The 17398-nt window shown below is 35.0% G+C and carries 18 protein-coding genes and 2 tRNA genes; 16 read left to right on the forward strand and 4 right to left on the reverse strand.

What is annotated here, in order from left to right:
• Positions 1-700: ATP-binding cassette domain-containing protein (locus ACJMLD_RS05615; protein WP_405268993.1), on the reverse strand; the 700-nt coding region annotated here is incomplete at its 3' end.
• 155 nt (positions 701-855) lie between these two features.
• Between ACJMLD_RS05615 and ACJMLD_RS05620 the strand changes: the two genes are divergently transcribed.
• A complete protein-coding gene (locus tag ACJMLD_RS05620; RefSeq protein ID WP_405268996.1) occupies positions 856-1419 on the forward strand; it encodes a GNAT family N-acetyltransferase in 564 nt (187 codons plus the stop codon).
• On the opposite strand, the gene ACJMLD_RS05625 is transcribed toward ACJMLD_RS05620, so the two are convergent.
• Positions 1414-2106 (reverse strand): 4Fe-4S double cluster binding domain-containing protein, encoded by a 693-nt coding sequence (locus tag ACJMLD_RS05625; RefSeq protein ID WP_405268998.1) that lies wholly within the window; start codon positions 2104-2106, stop codon positions 1414-1416. The two genes, ACJMLD_RS05620 and ACJMLD_RS05625, sit on opposite strands and share 6 nt — an antisense overlap.
• 340 nt (positions 2107-2446) lie before the next feature.
• On the opposite strand from ACJMLD_RS05625, the gene ACJMLD_RS05630 reads away from it, so the two are divergent.
• The 5 genes from ACJMLD_RS05630 to truA all read left to right on the forward strand — a co-directional run bounded on the left by ACJMLD_RS05630 (position 2447) and on the right by truA (position 7446).
• Positions 2447-4069 (forward strand): ABC transporter substrate-binding protein, encoded by a 1623-nt coding sequence (locus ACJMLD_RS05630; RefSeq protein WP_405269001.1) that lies wholly within the window; start codon positions 2447-2449, stop codon positions 4067-4069.
• Between the two features lie 120 nt (positions 4070-4189).
• The gene (locus ACJMLD_RS05635) at positions 4190-5119 is read left to right on the forward strand and encodes an ABC transporter permease (protein WP_405269043.1); all 930 of its coding nucleotides are present in this window, start codon (positions 4190-4192) and stop codon (positions 5117-5119) included.
• Positions 5112-5969: an ABC transporter permease gene (locus ACJMLD_RS05640; RefSeq protein WP_405269003.1), complete on the forward strand. Its 858-nt coding sequence runs from the start codon at positions 5112-5114 to the stop codon at positions 5967-5969. Before ACJMLD_RS05635 ends, ACJMLD_RS05640 begins: the two co-directional genes overlap by 8 nt.
• A gap of 53 nt (positions 5970-6022) precedes the next feature.
• A complete protein-coding gene (locus ACJMLD_RS05645; RefSeq protein ID WP_405269006.1) occupies positions 6023-6529 on the forward strand; it encodes a GNAT family N-acetyltransferase in 507 nt (168 codons plus the stop codon).
• Positions 6530-6582: 53 nt separating this feature from the next.
• Positions 6583-7446 carry a tRNA pseudouridine(38-40) synthase TruA gene (gene truA / locus ACJMLD_RS05650; RefSeq protein WP_405269009.1) on the forward strand — a complete coding sequence of 288 codons (864 nt, stop codon included), beginning with the start codon at positions 6583-6585 and terminating at the stop codon, positions 7444-7446.
• On the opposite strand, the gene ACJMLD_RS05655 is transcribed toward truA, so the two are convergent.
• Positions 7440-8420, reverse strand: coding sequence for an acyltransferase (locus tag ACJMLD_RS05655; protein WP_405269012.1), 981 nt, complete (start codon positions 8418-8420; stop codon positions 7440-7442). The genes truA and ACJMLD_RS05655 overlap by 7 nt on opposite strands.
• A gap of 99 nt (positions 8421-8519) precedes the next feature.
• Between ACJMLD_RS05655 and wecB the strand changes: the two genes are divergently transcribed.
• The 3 genes from wecB to ACJMLD_RS05670 are packed head-to-tail and all read left to right on the forward strand — an operon-like array spanning position 8520 to position 11938.
• On the forward strand, positions 8520-9842 hold the full coding sequence (gene wecB / locus ACJMLD_RS05660; RefSeq protein ID WP_405269015.1) for a non-hydrolyzing UDP-N-acetylglucosamine 2-epimerase: 1323 nt from the start codon (positions 8520-8522) through the stop codon (positions 9840-9842).
• Positions 9826-10914: an ATP-grasp domain-containing protein gene (locus ACJMLD_RS05665; protein ID WP_405269018.1), complete on the forward strand. Its 1089-nt coding sequence runs from the start codon at positions 9826-9828 to the stop codon at positions 10912-10914. The genes wecB and ACJMLD_RS05665 overlap by 17 nt, the downstream gene beginning before the upstream one ends.
• A gap of 1 nt (position 10915) precedes the next feature.
• The gene (locus tag ACJMLD_RS05670; RefSeq protein ID WP_405269020.1) at positions 10916-11938 is read left to right on the forward strand and encodes a hydantoinase/oxoprolinase family protein; all 1023 of its coding nucleotides are present in this window, start codon (positions 10916-10918) and stop codon (positions 11936-11938) included.
• Positions 11939-11971: 33 nt separating this feature from the next.
• Here ACJMLD_RS05670 and ACJMLD_RS05675 read toward each other — a convergent pair whose 3' ends face one another.
• Positions 11972-12535, reverse strand: coding sequence for a CDP-2,3-bis-(O-geranylgeranyl)-sn-glycerol synthase (locus tag ACJMLD_RS05675; RefSeq protein WP_405269023.1), 564 nt, complete (start codon positions 12533-12535; stop codon positions 11972-11974).
• A 155-nt stretch (positions 12536-12690) separates the two neighbouring features.
• On the opposite strand from ACJMLD_RS05675, the gene tes reads away from it, so the two are divergent.
• The 7 genes from tes (at position 12691) to ACJMLD_RS05710 (ending at position 17394) form a co-directional block, all read left to right on the forward strand.
• The gene (gene tes, locus ACJMLD_RS05680; RefSeq protein ID WP_405269026.1) at positions 12691-14196 is read left to right on the forward strand and encodes a tetraether lipid synthase Tes; all 1506 of its coding nucleotides are present in this window, start codon (positions 12691-12693) and stop codon (positions 14194-14196) included.
• 85 nt (positions 14197-14281) lie between these two features.
• Positions 14282-14764: a homoaconitase small subunit gene (hacB, locus tag ACJMLD_RS05685; protein WP_405269029.1), complete on the forward strand. Its 483-nt coding sequence runs from the start codon at positions 14282-14284 to the stop codon at positions 14762-14764.
• Positions 14765-14775: 11 nt separating this feature from the next.
• On the forward strand, positions 14776-15396 hold the full coding sequence (locus tag ACJMLD_RS05690) for an HVO_0476 family zinc finger protein (RefSeq protein ID WP_405269032.1): 621 nt from the start codon (positions 14776-14778) through the stop codon (positions 15394-15396).
• Between the two features lie 10 nt (positions 15397-15406).
• On the forward strand, positions 15407-16687 hold the full coding sequence (locus tag ACJMLD_RS05695; RefSeq protein ID WP_405269039.1) for a tRNA (N(6)-L-threonylcarbamoyladenosine(37)-C(2))-methylthiotransferase: 1281 nt from the start codon (positions 15407-15409) through the stop codon (positions 16685-16687).
• A 199-nt stretch (positions 16688-16886) separates the two neighbouring features.
• The gene (locus tag ACJMLD_RS05700; protein ID WP_042691314.1) at positions 16887-17087 is read left to right on the forward strand and encodes a histone family protein; all 201 of its coding nucleotides are present in this window, start codon (positions 16887-16889) and stop codon (positions 17085-17087) included.
• Positions 17088-17246: 159 nt separating this feature from the next.
• Positions 17247-17318: transfer RNA gene (locus ACJMLD_RS05705), tRNA-Val, on the forward strand.
• 3 nt (positions 17319-17321) lie between these two features.
• A tRNA-Phe gene (locus ACJMLD_RS05710) sits at positions 17322-17394 on the forward strand.
• Positions 17395-17398: the final 4 nt, after the last annotated feature.

Raw genomic sequence — 17398 nt, forward strand, 5'->3', positions numbered from 1 at the left:
TGAGTGCGATTTCGATTACGTATCCTGAGTAGAAGATTCCGATTCTGTCTGCCACTTCGAGTGCTGCGTGGATGTCGTGTGTAATCAGTAGCACTCCTATTCCATCTTCTTTCATGTGTTTGAAGTGGTTTAGTGTTTCTTCTACTGTTTTTTGGTCGAGTCCGGGTGTCGGTTCGTCAGCAACGACTAATTTAGGATCAGATAATAATGCTGTTGAGACAAGCACTCTTCTTGCCATTCCTCCGGATAGTTGGAATGGGTACATGTCGTCTACTTCAGGACCTAAGTTGTAATGTTCGAAGATTTCTCTTTGTTTGATTTTCTTTTCCTTTTTTTCAGCATCAGATTCGGTGTGTCCAATCGCTTGGTCTGAAATTTTCATCAGCGGGTCAAGGAAGTTTACTGATTGAGGAACGAGTACAATGTCTTTTCCTCTGATTTCTTCTTTGTCTTTTTGTGATAGTTCTTTTCCTTTGTATTTGATTTTCCCGTTTAGGTTTGCGTTTTCTGGTAGGATTCCGAAAATTGCGTGTGCAAGAAGGCTTTTTCCTGATCCACTTGAACCTAATACTGCCAATATTTCTCCTTCAGATATGTCAAGGGTTAAATCGGTGATAACTTTTAGGTCCCTTTGATTTAATCCTTTTGTATATTGAATAAATGAAATTGAAACATTTTCAACGTCTAATAGCTTATCCATTAAATCACCTTAAATCATTTTGAGATAATCAAATGATAAATTTTATATATTATTTTGTACCTTATCAATATTAAAAGTTATTCAAAATTTATAAAAAAGTATTACTATTTGAATAAAATACGCGTCTTAAGTAATACTTTCAACTGGTGTTTAAAATGAATGTGATTATTCGGGAATTGACAAATGACTCAGAAGAAATTGATAATGTTCAAGAATTTTTATTCGGCATGATTAAAAAGGAATTTGGTTATGACTATGTTCCTGAATGGCATCAGGATATTGTTGAAATAGATGAATATTATATTAATCCCGAAAAGAATAACTTTTATGTCGCTTATTTTGAAGAAACTGGTGAAATCATAGCAACTATTGGTATAAGGGCCTATGATAAGGATTTCCCAGAATTTAGGCATTTGTATTCTAAAGACACAACTTCAAGTATTTGGAGACTTTTTGTCGATAGGAGATGCAGACGTTGCGGTCTTGCATCAAAAATGTTCACTATAGCTGAAAATTTTGCAAATCAGGCAGGTTATAATGACATTTATCTGCATACTCATAAAAATCTGGATGGAGCTATCGAATTCTGGACAAAAATGGGTTTTGTTGTTGCTTTAGATTCAAATGATGAGCTTGAAACAGTCCATATGGATAAACAGATTCATGAATTGGAAATCAATCCCCAGGCAGATGATTTCAAGTATGCCGTAACATTATAATTTTTTGATATATTTTTGTGTGTGGGGGCAGGCGTAGATGCATTTTCCGCATACTGTGTCAGCTTTTCCCAGATTTTCCTCGGAGACTTGCAGGGCATATTTTTCACATTTCTTATCATCATAAAATTCATTTCTTTTAAGCCTATAATTCCATTCTTTCCCGCTTATTGCTCCTCCTGGGCATGCATCCCTGCAGTCCATGCATTTTCCGCATCTTGATTTTAGTATGGGCTTTCCGATTTCCAATGGGGCGTCCGTTAGAACTGAAGATAATCTTAATGCGGATCCGTAATTTTTTGTTGTAAACAAGGCGGATTTCCCAATCCATCCAAGTCCGGCACGTGTAGCAATGGTTTTGTGGGGCAGTTCAAAGGAGTTGAATTCTCCAAAATCAGTTCCTAATCTTTTTTTTGTTTGGGCATATGCATTATACCCTTCATCTATTAAAAACTCTTCACATTTCATTCCAAGGGTATCCAATCTGGAATTTAGACTAATTAACTCTTCAAGATATTCGGGTGTTGGTGCATTCTGCATATTTCTTATAATTTCTTTTGGATAGGTTATATAAAAGACAACTCCGGTGTTTAATCCAGGTTTTGGCGTAAAATTGGTGATGTCTGCAAAGCCCACTTCCGTTGCGCCATTTTTTAATAAGAATCTTTTAAGTTTAAGAGATAGAGCCATAAGCGATATTTTAAAATTAATCGTATTTAAATTTAGGTTTTGTATTACTTTTCATAAAACGGGTTTTCTTTTTTATATTACTTTTTACACTAGTTTTTTATTAGAGTGTATAACTTTCATTATAATTAAGTTATTCAACTGTTTACATTCTTCCAGTTATTGTTAATAAGTTTTTATTAATCAATCAAATTTCAAAAGTAATAAATATATTTTTATACGTATTATTATAAAATATAAAATAATATTAAAATAATATTAAAAAGTATTACTAATTAAGCATTTTATTTGAAAAAAGTAATACTTTTATTTTAATATGATTTACGGATAATGGTGAAAAGTTATGGATAAAAAAACAATGATGATTATTGGTGCTATCGCTGCAATTATTGTTATTGTTGGTTGCGCTATGGCTTTAATGGGTGGAAATCATGATGATGACCCTACTCACTTAACTGTAGCTGCACACAGTAACATTAAGGAACCAGAAGCAGGTTTCAGCCCGCTTGTTGGTTGGGGATGCGGACACCAAAACTATAATCCTTTAGTACAAAGCTGTTTATTTAAAACAGATAAAGATGGTGATATTGTCCCTGATCTTGCCACTGATTACTCAATTAGTGATGATGGAAAGAAATGGACAGTACATGTAAGAGATGATGTTAAATTCTCAGACAATTCTACTTTTGATGCAGAAGATGTAGCATTTACATTTAACACTGCAAAAGAAACAGAATCCGAATTAGATTTAACAAACATTGAAAAAGTCGAAGCTACTGACAATGAAACTGTTGAATTCACTTTAGTTGAACCTAGATCAACATTCATTTATGATTTAAGATATGTAGGTATCGTACCATCTGATTCATATAACAATGAAACTTATGGTTCTGAACCAATTGGTACCGGACCTTATGTATTAGACCACTGGGATAAAGGTCAACAAGCTATATTCAAAATAAATGATAATTATTATGATAAAAAGCCATACTTCACTCAACTTACTGTATTATTCCCTGAAGAAGCAACTTGGTTAGAATTAGCTAAATCCGGTGATGTGGATGTAGTTCCTGTAGCAACCTCTGCATTGAACCAAACTGTTGACGGATACCAATTTGTTGAAAAATCTGCCGGTAGGGCACAAGGTATCTCCTTCCCTTATCAAAATGACACTGGAGAAACTTGGAACGGAACCGTCAAAATAGGTAACAATGTAACTGCTGATAAAGCAATTAGAGAAGCATTAAATGTCGGTGTAGACCGTCAGAAAATGTGTGATGACATATTCGCTGGACACGCTTCTCCTGAATATACCAGTGTAGATACAAGAGACTATGCAAACCCTGATGCTAAAGTACAAGATGCCGATCCTGATAGAGCAAAAGAAATCTTAAAAGAAGGCGGATGGACAGACACTGATGGTGACGGAATTGTCGAAAAAGATGGTGTAAAAGCATCATTCGATTTATACTACCCACCTGATTACCTTGACAGACAATCTTTAGCAACAGTATTTGCTGAACAAGCAAAAGACATTGGAATTGAAGTTAACTTAGTTGGTGCTGACTGGGATACTATTTATAATAATATGTACTCTTCAGCTGCAGTAATGCAACAAACTTCTCCAGACCCATACAAATCCATCTATCAACAATATCACAGTAAAGAAGCTGACGGATTCTACATGAACCCTAACTTATACAATAATACAGCTTCCGACAAATTAATGGATGATGCAATGCATTCAAGTGATTTGGATGCAGCTAACACATTATGGTCTCAATCCGCTCTCGTTAACGGCGGAGGTTGGGGTCCTGCTGGTGATGCTCCATTCGCATGGCTTGTCAACTACGACTACAACTACTTCATTAAAGATGGAATCGATATTGGTGAACAACCTGATGGATTAGGAAACGATATATTAATTAACATCTGTGATTGGACTAGAACCAATTCCACAGCTTAATTAAATATTTTTTCCTTTTTTTTATTTTTTTTTAAAAATTGTTGAAGGGGGTCTCTTTACTTGAATAGAAAGCAATTATTAAAATTTTTTGGTTACAAGTTAGTACGTTTTATAGTTTTAATGCTGGTTGTTTCAATTTTTAGTTTCATATTAATAGATTTATCCCCTATTGATCCGGTTAATGCTTATTTAAGGCAAGCTGCAGTATCAGAAGCGCAAAGACAAATCCTTCAAAATTATTTTGGTACTAATGTCCCATTGACTACAAAAATTTTCCATTGGTTAATGGATTTAATACATTTTGATTTAGGAACCTCTTTGATATACCGTGCACCGGTTATTGACATCATAATTGATAAGGCTTCCGCTTCCATGGTGTTGATGGCCATTTCATGGATATTCAGTGGATTAATCGGTTTTGCAATGGGTGTTGTAGCTGGTAAAAACAAGGGGTCCTGGATTGATAAAGCAGTAAAAATTTACTGTTATGCAATTCAATCCGCACCATCCTTTTGGGTAGGAATGCTTGTATTGATGGTATTTGCTGTTTATTTAGGATGGTTCCCAATAGGATTCGGTGTTCCAATAGGTGTAAAAAGTACCGATGCGACATTTATGGAATGGGCATCAAGACTAGTGCTTCCTGCGTTAACATTGAGCCTTGTGGGATTAGCGCCGATTGCAATGTATACACGTAATGAATTAATTCAAGTCTTATCTTCTGATTATGTACTGTTTGCAAAATCCAGAGGAGAAAAAGGTTGGGATTTAGTAAAGAACCACGGAATAAGAAACATTTTGTTACCTGCAGTAACATTACAATTCTTATCTTTCAGTGAATTGTTTGGAGGAGCAGTTCTTGTAGAGCAGGTATTCACATATCCAGGTGTCGGACAGACCGCAGTAGCGGCAGGTCTTAACAGTGATGTTCCGCTATTTTTAGGAATTGTAATATTCAGTGCAATATTTGTATTTGTCGGTAACTTGCTTGCAGATATCTCTTATTACTTAATTGACCCAAGAATCAAGGAGAGTGAATTCAATGATTAAGAAAAGAGAAGCTGATGATAAAAAGCAGTGGTTTGTATACTCTGCAAATCTCAGGACAAAGACTCTTGTCATTATTGCTCTTTCAGCATTGGTTATCATAACAATATTTGTTTCCGGTTATTTCATTAGAGACATACCGACAAGCTTTGTTGATGCTAATCAAATGCCTTCACTTCAACATCTTTTCGGTACCGATTGGATGGGAAGAGACATGTTTCAGAGAACCATTGCAGGTCTTGGATTAAGTATTATGGTGGGATTCATTGCATCTGTAATAAGTACTTTCATTTCTATTGCTCTTGGATTGTTTTCAAGTTTCAATAAATTCGCCGACGAATGTGTTGCAGGAATCATTGATCTGTTCGGTTCAATACCTCACATCCTTCTGATTATTCTCGTTTCCATCATGTTCGGTGGAGGAGTTATTGGTGTAATTATGGGTGTAGGTTTGACACATTGGACTCCGCTTGCAAGGGTTTTAAGGTCTGAAGTAAAGGAAATCAGAACAAAAGAGTACATTCATTTAGCAGAAAATCTAGGCAGATCAAAAGTGTGGATAGCCACAAAACACATTCTCCCATTGATAGTTTCCCAGATTATTGTTGGAGTTATTTTAATGTTCCCTCATGCTATCATGCACGAAGCGGCAATCACATTTTTAGGATTCGGTTTGCCTCCTCATGAGCCTGCTATTGGTGTAATCTTGTCTGAATCAATGCACTACTTATCCTCCGGATATTGGTGGTTGGCATTTTACCCAGGTATGTCATTATTGATTGTTGTATTGTTATTTGACTTCATTGGGGAAAATGTTGAAAAGTTACTCAATCCTGAAACTGCACAAGAATAAGAGAAATTTTCATAATTTCTCTATTATTATTTTTTTAGATTTTAAGTGATATTATGAATTTTACCATTAAGAAACTCAGTGACAATCCTTCGGATATTGAAGAGGCGAAAAAGTTCTTATACTGCCAAATTAGGAAGGTTTATGGCATTGGTCCCACTCCTAAATTTCATTATGATATTGAAGGGATTATGGAATATTATGTATTGCCTCCAGACAATGCCTTTTTTGCAGCCTATGATGGTGATAAAATAGTTGCTACGGCAGCCATCAGAGCCTATGATAAGGATTATGAATTTTTTAGAGGAATATACACAAAAGAGAATACTGCAGCCATCTGGAGACTGATGGTTGACGAAGATTATAGAAGACACGGACTTGCACGCAGGCTTGTAAATCTTATAGAGGAGTTTGCTCGTGAGCACCATTATATTAGGATATATCTGAACACTCACAGATATCTTGAGGCAGCAATGGCATTCTGGAAATCTATAGGCTATGAAATAACTGTCGAAGAAGACGACTATGATGAAACCAATCACATGGTGAAAAATCTGTTTTAATTTTAGGATTAATTCCTAAAAACTTATTTTATATTGCGCCAAATATTATATTAATGAAGAGAACAGCACTAAAAATCGGATATATCGGAACTAATTTTCACGGGTTTCAAAGACAGCCGGATTTAAGGACTGTCGAAGAGGAATTGATATATCACTTGCGCAAACTCGACTACATTGATGATTTGAAGAAGTCCCGATTTAGAATAGCAGGAAGAACTGATGCAGGTGTTCACAGTCTGGGCAATGTAATCAGCTTTCAATCAGAAAAGGAAGTTCGAGTTAATGAAATCAACAATTCCCTGCCGGATGATATTCAGATTTTAGCCAGTGCTCCAGTTCGTTATGCCTTCAAGCCAAGATATGCTCAAATGAGGCAATATCGCTATATGTTGTTCCAGGATTTGGATATTGATAGGCTTAATGAGGTTGCAGAGCTGTTTAAAGGAACCCATAACTTCACTAATTTTACAAAAAGGTTTCAAAAGACAACTACAAGAACAATAGATGATATTAAGATTACAAAGGTTAATCTGGATGATTATCACAAAAGGGAATTCCCAAATCTTCATGATACAATCTCTCCAATATTCATTGATATTTATGGAGAGTCATTTTTATGGAATATGGTCAGAAAGATGATGAGGGTCTTTGTGGATGTGGCTATCGGGAAAATGGATTTGGATGAAGTGGAAAGATTATTAAATCCTACAGAAGATGAACCAAGGGCATATATTAAAGTCATGGAAGCTGAATATCTGATTTTGATGGATATACAGTATGACGGAATCAAATTCACATATGATGATTATGCCTGCGAGAGATTCAGGCGTGACTTGGTTGATTCTTTAAGTGACTTGCAGAAAAGATACGCCATTCGTGAGTCCATGATAAAAAGTTTGAATGACTTGCATCAGTGATATCCGGATATTTTTTCCAGAATGGGGATTTTTGAGAGTATCAAAACAGCAATCCATGATATCAGTGACACCAGAATTATTATTGAAATGGTCAATGCCAATGATTGGCTTCCGGTCAGATGCAATGTTTTTGTATATGGATAAATCACTTGAAAGATCAGTGGCTGCTGTATCAGATACATTCCATAGCTTGATCTGCTTACGGATAGAATAAATCTTTTCAAAACGTTATTTTCCAATATGCCTTTGGAGATCTTATATTGGTATAGGCATCTGATAAATAAGAACAAGGATGATGCTTGGATTATCTGAAGCAAGCTCAAATCTAAATACGTATAGATTTCATCTGTAAATCTGAAACTGCCTGTTCTGATTTTAATTAATGTGGATATTATAAATAATGCGATACAAACTATCAAAAGCTTGTTTTGATGTTTTTCAATATTCACATTAGCTAAACAATACCCTAAAATCAAATAGGAAACTGGAGTTATGAAAAATGATATGTCCAGCGCATATCTGATTTTAAAAATGCCGCATAATTGCTGTATTATTGAAAAGATTATGAAAATCACAATATAGTATGTGATTTCCTCGTCTGTGGCATGTTGGATGAATTTATTGATAATGGGAATTGCAAAAATAACGCCCAAAATCATCCAGGAATACCAATAATATGAAAATACATTAATCCTATTAAATAATATGAAGACAATTGCGGTAAAAAACATTAATGGAATCAGTATCCTTACAAATCTTTTTTTAAAGAATTCCTTCAAATTGATGTCCTTATTTAAAAATAGGGTTCCAGTAATCATTAGAAAAAGTGGAACAGCAAAATGAAAAGCTTGATTCAGGCTTTTAGTTTCAAAATTCAGTATTTCGCCGCTGCATATTCCAAAGCTATGGATTGCAATAACAGAGATTATGGCAATAAATCGTAGCGTGTCGATATACTGGATTCTAGTTTTCATCAATTATTATCTTTGATGGATTGTCATATAATAAAATTTTCATGAAATCTTTCCTTTGTATTTATAGTATAAGGTATATAATGTATTATTAGTGATATTATGAAAATAGCAACTATCTTAGGGACTAGGCCTGAAATTATTAAAATGGCTCCTATAATCGATGAAATCTCTAAAAGGGATATCAATCAAGTTGTTTTACACACCGGCCAACATTATGATGATGAGATGTCCGATACTTTTTTTAAGGATTTGGAAATTCCAACTCCTGATTATAATATCCATGTTGGATCTGGAACTCATGGAAAGCAAACAGGATTGATGATGGAAGGAATTGAGGAGATTCTTTTAGATGAAAAGCCGGATATTGTACTGGTCCAAGGAGATACCAATGCGGTTTTAGCTGGTGCATTAGTTGCTTCAAAGCTGCATATTGCTGTTGGACATGTTGAATCAGGACTCAGGTCTTTTGACATGACAATGCCTGAAGAAATCAACCGCAGAGTTGCTGATGTCTGCTCGGTAATGTATTTCATCCCCACTGAAGAATCAGCAATCAATCTTTTAGCTGAAGGTTTTTCCCATAAGAATTTATTCATTACAGGCAATACGGTTGTTGATGCTTGCTTTAGGCATCTCGAACTGGCCGAAAAAAGAGGATTTGAAAATGAATCTCTAAAGAGTTTAGATATTGAGAATATGTATAATATTTTAACTTTAACAATGCATAGGGCTGAAAATGTTGATGTAAAAGAAAGAGTAATTGATATCATCGATGCCCTTAAGGAATTGGATGACATGAATATTATATTCCCAATCCATCCAAGAACCAAAAATACATTGGAGAGTTTCGGCCTGTTTGATGAATTAAACAATCTGGAGCATGTTCATGTTATAAAACCTTTAGGATATTTGGATTTCTTACTTTTAACTTCCAAATCAACTTTGATATTAACAGATTCCGGGGGCCTTCAGGAAGAGGCAATCACATTGAATGTTCCGGCATTAACTTTAAGGTATAATACGGAAAGGCCGGAAACCGTGACTGCAGGAGGAAACATTCTTGTCGGCACTAATAAAGAAGCGATATTGGAAAATGCTAGAAGAATCTTATCCGATAAGGAATTTGAAGACAGGATGAAGAATGCCCCTAACCCTTATGGCCAGGGCAATGCTGCAAAATTGACAGTTGATGCAATTGAAAGATATTATGATGAAGGATTATTAGACATCAAGGCTCCAGAAGATATAATGACTTCATTTACAAGAAAGATGGCAGAGATAAAAGAGGATATCACTGTAAATGAATTTGAAGAAAAGGAAAATGCCTTGATTCATATGGTATTTGATGGAGAGGAAATGATATTTCCAAATGACGAATTAAATTTAAATGGTATGATGATTAGTTATGACAAACGAGAATGATTCAATTTTAGTATTTGAGTATTTCACTGCTTCAGGCGAAAAGGACAGATCCATTATCTCCGAAGCTGAAGCATTGATTTTTGACTTGGTAAACGATTTGAAAGATTACAATATTGATCTGGTCATTAACAGCTCTTATGAAGATATTGTAAAGGATTATGAAAATGTCAATGCTATTCTAATAGATGAAGACATTATTCAATGGCTTGAAGATAATGCATCAAAGTTTAATAAAGCCATTTTCATAGCGGCTGAAAACAATAACAATCTATACAACATCACTAGAATTCTGGAAGAAAACAATGTAAGGACATATACCTCTTCAGCTGAGGCATGTTTAAAATCTTCGGATAAATATCAAACTTATGAAGAGCTTTTCAATATCGTTCCGCAGCCAAGGTCATTCAAGTTTAAGATAGATCCAAAAGGATATTGGAAAAGGGCAATTGAAAATTTGCATGAAAGATGGCAGGCTGAAGACCCGTTAACTCCTTTAAAATTAATCATAAAACCATTAATTGGTGTTGATTGTGAAAACATCATTCTTATTGAAAATATTGAAGACTTGACCTTGGATTTAGATAAGATATTTGTTCCGGGTTCCAGAATCCTTGTTCAGGAGTATATAGAAGGTGAAGACATAAGCGTTAGCCTGATTTCCGACGGCAAAAAGGCAATTCCGATTAGCTTAAACAAACAATTCATTGAACTTACAGGTGATAAGGGAGTATATGTTGGCGGTAAATTGCCTTATGAAAGCAAATATAAGGATGAGGCATTTGAAATTGCAACAAAGGCAGTTGAAGCTATTGATGGGATTAAAGGATTTGTTGGTGTGGATTTATTGATTAATGCTGATGAAAAAGATATCTATTCAGTTTACCTTTTGGAAATAAACTCAAGATTCACAACTCCATATGTGGGATTGAATAAGATTGCTAACTTCAACATTGGAAAAACCGTTATTGAACTGCTTGACGGTGAGATAAGCATTGAAGATCTGGATGTTTCACTCGATGGCGAAGTCGAATTTAAAAAATCTGGCGATTCATTAGTGATTAGGAGAGTATAAAATGAAAGTAGCGGGATTTGATATTGGCGGTGCAAATACTGACCTTGCAGTAATTGACTTCGAAGGGGAAGAAATTAAAAGCATCGAAGTCGATTTCGAATATCTTCCAATGTGGAGCAATAATGATGATTTGTCAAGGGTTCTAGTCGAACTGATTGAAAAGATATGTCCGATTTCGGAGATTGATGCAGTGGGTATTTCAATGACTGCAGAACTTGTCGATGCATATGACACTAAAAAAGAAGGCGTTTTGGATGTTGTTAAAAAATGTGAACAAACATTCGACTGCCCGATTGCCTATGTTGGAATCGATGGAATGCTGTCAAAAGAGGAGATTAATGAGACTCCACTTAAAGCGGCTGCCGCAAATTGGATTGCAACAGTTCAAATAGCCACATTGATATCCGATAATTGCATATTCATAGATACCGGAAGCACAACAACAGACATCATTCCAATTAAGGACGGTAAGGAATGTGCAATCGGAAAATCTGACTTTGAAAGGTCCGCTACCGGTGAATTGGTTTATACCGGAACGTTAAGAACCAATCTTGCAAGCTTTCTGGATAAGATTGAATTTGATGGAAAAGAATATCGGGTGGCTTCTGAATTATTTGCACAAACTGCTGATGTTTATACAGTCCTGGACCTGATTAAGCCTGAAGATTATGTATGCGACACTTTTGATGGTGACAGCAAATCAAAAATTGATTGCGCCCAAAGGATTGCACGTGTAGTATGTGCTGATTTAGATATGTTATCAATGGACGATATTGTTGAAATCTCAAAATTCATTCACAAAAAGCAAATCTCTCAAATCGCTGACGGTTTAAAACAAGTTGTTGAAGCCCAAAACCTTGATTTGATTGTAGTAACCGGCCTTGGAAAAGATATTTTAGATAAACCTGCAGCGGAATCTTTAGGTTTGGAAGTTAAATCTATGGGTGATATACTGACTGATGAAGAGTGTGTCGTTGCACCTGCAGTCGGAACCGCAATAATGATGAATAAATATTTAAATTAGAGGATTGTATCCTCTTAAACTCTTTTTTTAAAATTAGTACCAAACATCTTTCAAACCAAGCAGATAAGCGCCGGTATTTGTTAGCAAATGGAAAAATAATGTGAGGATAATTGCAAGTACAATAACCAATAAATCAAGTTTCACAACAAATGAAACCAGAATCAATGCGACGATTATAAAGTCAAGCTGATCTAAAAATGGAGCGGGGTTTCCTCTCCCAATTCCAAGTCTCCTTTTTAAAAAACTGCCTATTGCATCACCTAAAAGAGCTCCAAAACCAAGTAAAAATCCAATCAAGATTCCTTCAGGGAGGTTTGTAACTATTGGAGTCATAATATATTGGCCAAATGTTTGAATTATGTAAGGGGCGATAATTCCTTGAACTGCACCGGTCAATGTTCCGACTATAGTTCCGGCTGCCAATCCTCTCCAGGTAACTCCATCTCCAATCCATCGATTTCCATTTTTATCGGATTTTCCAAAGTCCAATGGCAGGCCTCCTCCAAATAGTAGTCCGCTACCGTTGGAAAAATATGCGGGGAGAATGAAATATAATGTTGTAACGCATGCAATTAATAACATTTGAATGTTAATCATTGAATTTTCTCCATTCTATTTTATTTTTTCACATTAATACTTATTGTTAAACTAATATATATTAATTAAGTTTAAATATTAAATTAGTTCAAATATATAATAGTTTATAATAGTAATACTAATAATTTTAACATTTTGTTAGTTAAGGTGATTTTTTGAAAATTAAAAATACAAAAAGTTTATGCCCAGAGTGTGGCAAACCTCTTGATGCAGAAGTGTATGATGAGGATGGCAAAGTCTTCATTAAAAAAACTTGTGACGAACATGGGGAGTTTGTAAATACTTATTGGGGTGATAAGGATTTATATGATAGGGCAGAAAATTTCACACCATCAGTTTTGTCTGTAGAAAATCCTAATGTTGAGGATACTGGTACTTGCCCAAGTAACTGCGGATTATGTTCTAAACATGAGACCTCAACAGTTTTAGGTTTAATTGATGTGACTAATAGGTGTAATTTAAAATGCCCGGTTTGTTTTGCAAATGCAGCGGCTGCAGGATACTTATATGAACCTACTCAAGAAGAAATTAGGCAAATGCTTAAGAATTTGAGAAGTTTAAAACCTAACCCCTGCCATGCAATTCAATATGCCGGCGGTGAACCAACCGTTAGAAAAGACATCATAGAGCTTATTGAAATGGCTAAGGAAGAAGGATTTTCCCATGTCCAAATCGCTACAAACGGTTTAAGGCTGGCTAGACGAGAAAATCTTGCAGAACAATTAAAAGCAGCAGGATTAAACACAGTTTATTTATCCTTTGAAGGAGTTACTTCAGAACCATATATCAAAAACAAAGGAAAAGATTTGCTTGATATAAAGTTAAAAGCTATTGAAAACTGTAGAAAAGCAAATTTGGGTGTAGTGCTTGTCCCTACATTAATTAAAGGAGTCAACGACCAACAAGTTGGTGAAATTATCAAGTTTGCATTTGACAATAATGATATAATTTATGGAGTTAACTTCCAACCGGTTTCATTTTCTGGAAGAACTCCTGCTGATGAGGTCGAATCTCAAAGAATCACTATTCCCGATTTCATAAACATCATTGAAAAAGAAACTGACGGTCAGGTTTCACATGACGCATTTTACCCACCTTCTGCTGTTGAACCGATTGCAAGGTTCATATCTGCTTTAGACGGTTGTGAGGTGCCTAAAGTAACTTTAAACTGCCACCAACACTGTGGTGTAGGTACTTACATATTTAGAGAAAAAACTGAAGGTCCGGGTAAGGATAAGTTAATACCAATCACTGACTTTGTTGATGTTGAAGACTTATTTAATAAATTGGATGAATATGCCGATACAATTATTGAAGGAAAATTCGGGGCTAAAAAGAAAGTTTTAGCTAGTGCAGCCAAATGGATTCCAAGATTGGTGCATCCGAGCAGATCTCCTGAAAACTTAGATTTCACAAAAATTCTTATTAATGTTTTCTATAAAAGGTCATATGAAGCTTTAGGAGAGTTTTCCAAAGATGCAATGCTTATTTCATGTATGCATTTCATGGATCCATTCAACTTTGATGAAGACAGAGTTAAAAAATGTGTTATTCACTATGCAACACCGGACGGCAGAATTATCCCATTCTGTACTATGAACTCTATGTATCGTGAAGGAGTAGAACAGGAATTTTCAACACCCTTAAAACAAAAGAAATAAATTAATTTTTAAATCACCTTACTTATTTTGTATTTGGGGTTCTCCCAAATACTCATTTTTTTAAATCAATTTTATAGTGGTATAAATGGATATTATTAAAGGAAAAACATGGACTTTTGGGGAAAACATCGACACAGATGTGATTATTCCCGGAAGATATTTAAGAACATTCAACCCTCAAGATTTAGCGGATCACGTATTGGAAGGAGAACGTCCCGACTTTACTAAAAATGTTAAGAAAGGAGACATTATTGTTGCGGATGAAAACTTCGGTTGCGGTTCATCAAGAGAACAAGCTCCTGTGGCCATTAAGACTGCAGGTGTAGATGCAATTGTCGCCAAATCTTTTGCAAGGATTTTTTACAGGAATGCAATAAACATTGGTTTGCCCGTTATTGTTAGCGATATTGAAGCTAAAGACGGGGATATTTTAAGCATTGATTTGTCAAAAGGGATTCTGGTCAATGAAACAACCGGCGAATCTAAGACTTTCGAACCTTTTAAAGACTTTATGTTAAATATTTTGGAGGATGGTGGTTTAGTCAACCATTATCTTAAAGAGGAGTAGGAGGCAGAAAAATGGAATGTCCTATTTGCGGTTCTGATGAACTTGAAGTTTTGAATTCAAAGCAGAAATCCTCCAAGAAAAAATTCATGGAAGAATATTTATTGAAATGTGAGGATTGCGGTCATGTTTTCAAAGATGTCATTTCAGCAAAAAAACCTAAACCTTATAGATTAATCATTTCAGAGCAAGAAAAATCACGTAAGACCACTATTGATTTGTCTCCAAGTGATGAACTGAAATGTGGCGATATTCTGCTTACTGAGTTGGGTCAAGTTGAAGTGACAGGCATAGAAATTAAAGACAAAAGGGTTAGCGAAGCTAAACTTGAAGATGTGGATACAATTTGGGCTTCATCTATTGAAATTCCGGCACGCATAGGATTTTCAGTGGATTTACATGGGGAAGTTGATTCCTATAAGTTAGATTTGGATAGGGATTTTGAAATTGCTCCAGGAGATATTGTAAAAATTGATAAGCATATCGTCAAAGTTCATGTTATCAAAACTCAAGAGAGAAAATTGACTTCAGGATTTGCAAAAGCGGGTGTAATTAAAAGAGTTTATTCAAAACCCGTTAAATTCAGTAATTTTGATTATGATTTAACAAAAGACATTTTTAAAAAGACTTCATAGAGTGAAATTGATGAAAGTATATATTGAATCTTATGGATGTACCTTTAACAAAGCCGATGGACAGATAATTGCTGGCAATCTGAAAGAAAATGAAGTGGATATTGTCGATTCTATCGATGAAGCGGATGTTGTTATTGTAAATACCTGTTATGTTAAACTGCCTACTGAGAATAAGGTAACGTATAGAATTCAAAAACTTCAGGAGGAGTTTCCGGATAAGAAAATCATCATCGGTGGATGCATGGTTGAAATCGATCCTGAGAAACTGGATAAGGTTGGACCTAACTGTTCATGGATAGGTCCTCATCAATTGAATAAGGCTTTTGATGTTGTCAGCGGCGCTTATTGTGGAGAGGTCATTCGTGAATGCGGATTTTCAAAAGAATCTAAAGTTGGAGTTCCTAAAGTAACTGATGATGGATTAATTCATATTATTCAAATCTGTGAAGGTTGTCTGGGAGCATGCACATTTTGCTGCACTCGTTTTGCTCGCGGACCATTAAATAGTTATCCGATTGAGGACATTAAAGCCGAAGCAAAAAAAGCTATTGAAAATGGCGCTTGTGAAATTCAGCTTACTGCCCAAGACACTGCCGCTTTTGGTCGGGACAGTGGAGAGAAACTATCTGATTTAATTAAAGAGGTGGCCAATTTAGATGGAGATTTCCGTGTCCGTGTTGGAATGATGCATCCTAAAAATATTTTAAATGATGTTGATGAAATAATCGATGCAATGAAACATCCAAATGTATATAATTTCATTCATTTGCCTGTTCAATCCGGAAGTGATAAAGTTTTATCCGATATGAGAAGAGGCCATACATTGTCTCAATACTTGGAAATTGTATCAAAATTTAAAAAAGAGATTCCAGATATAACCTTGGCTGTAGATATTATTGTTGGATATCCTACTGAAAGTGATGACGATTTTGATTTAACCGTGAAATTGCTTGAAGAAATTAAGCCAAGCATAATTCATTTATCAAAATATCAACATAGAAAAGGGGCAATTTCATCTTCACTTCGTGAAATTCCACCCGAAATCATGAGAAAAAGATCAAAATTTTTATCTGAAATTAAATCAAAAATAACAGAAGATGAGAACCGGGATTTGATTGGTTCTATTCAAAATGTTTTGGTTGTTGAAGTAGGCTCTAAAGGAGGATTCATTGCTAAAACAGATTCATATATTCCAGTTATTGTTGAAGATGTTGAGTTAGGTACTTTTGTTAAAGTAAAAATAACCGAAGCAACTGCCACATATCTTAAAAGCGAATTATTGAACGATTAATTTTTATTTTTTGTATGTATTCTTATTTTCAGATTATTGTCAATTTTTATCCTTTAATCTTATATAATTCTTATATTTTTTTCTAAATTTGAAAAGCATATTCTATCAGTTCATATGTTAAAATATGGGGGAATAATAAGCATTTTTACCGATACCTTTATATACTATCGTGTACTATCATTTAATTGGAGGTGTCATAATGAGTGAATTACCAATCGCACCAGTCGGTCGTATCTTAAAAAATGCTGGCGCACAAAGAATTAGTGATGATGCAAAAATTGCATTAGCTGAAGCATTAGAAGAAAAAGGTGACGAAATCGCACAAAAAGCTGTTAATTTCGCACGCCACGCTGGTAGAAAAACTGTAAAAGCTGAAGATATCAAATTAGCAATCAAATAGATTTACTAATTAGTTATTTTCAAAAAAAAGCTTAGATAATAAAATCTATTGGCCATTTTCTTGGTCAATTTTTTTTATTTTTTTATTTTATTACTCCTTGTTCTATTCAACTAAGAAAACTTTATATATTACTTTTTTCAAATTATAGTATGTTGTATAGGACCGGTGGTCTAGGGGTATGATTCCTCTTTGACGTGGAGGAGATCACGAGTTCGAATCTCGTTCGGTCCATATGCCATGGTAGTTCAGATGGGAGAACGCTAGACTGAAGATCTAGATGTCGCTGGTTCAAGTCCGGCCCATGGCATTCT

The organism is Methanobrevibacter sp. (assembly GCF_045112895.1).
Classification (GTDB): domain Archaea; phylum Methanobacteriota; class Methanobacteria; order Methanobacteriales; family Methanobacteriaceae; genus Methanocatella.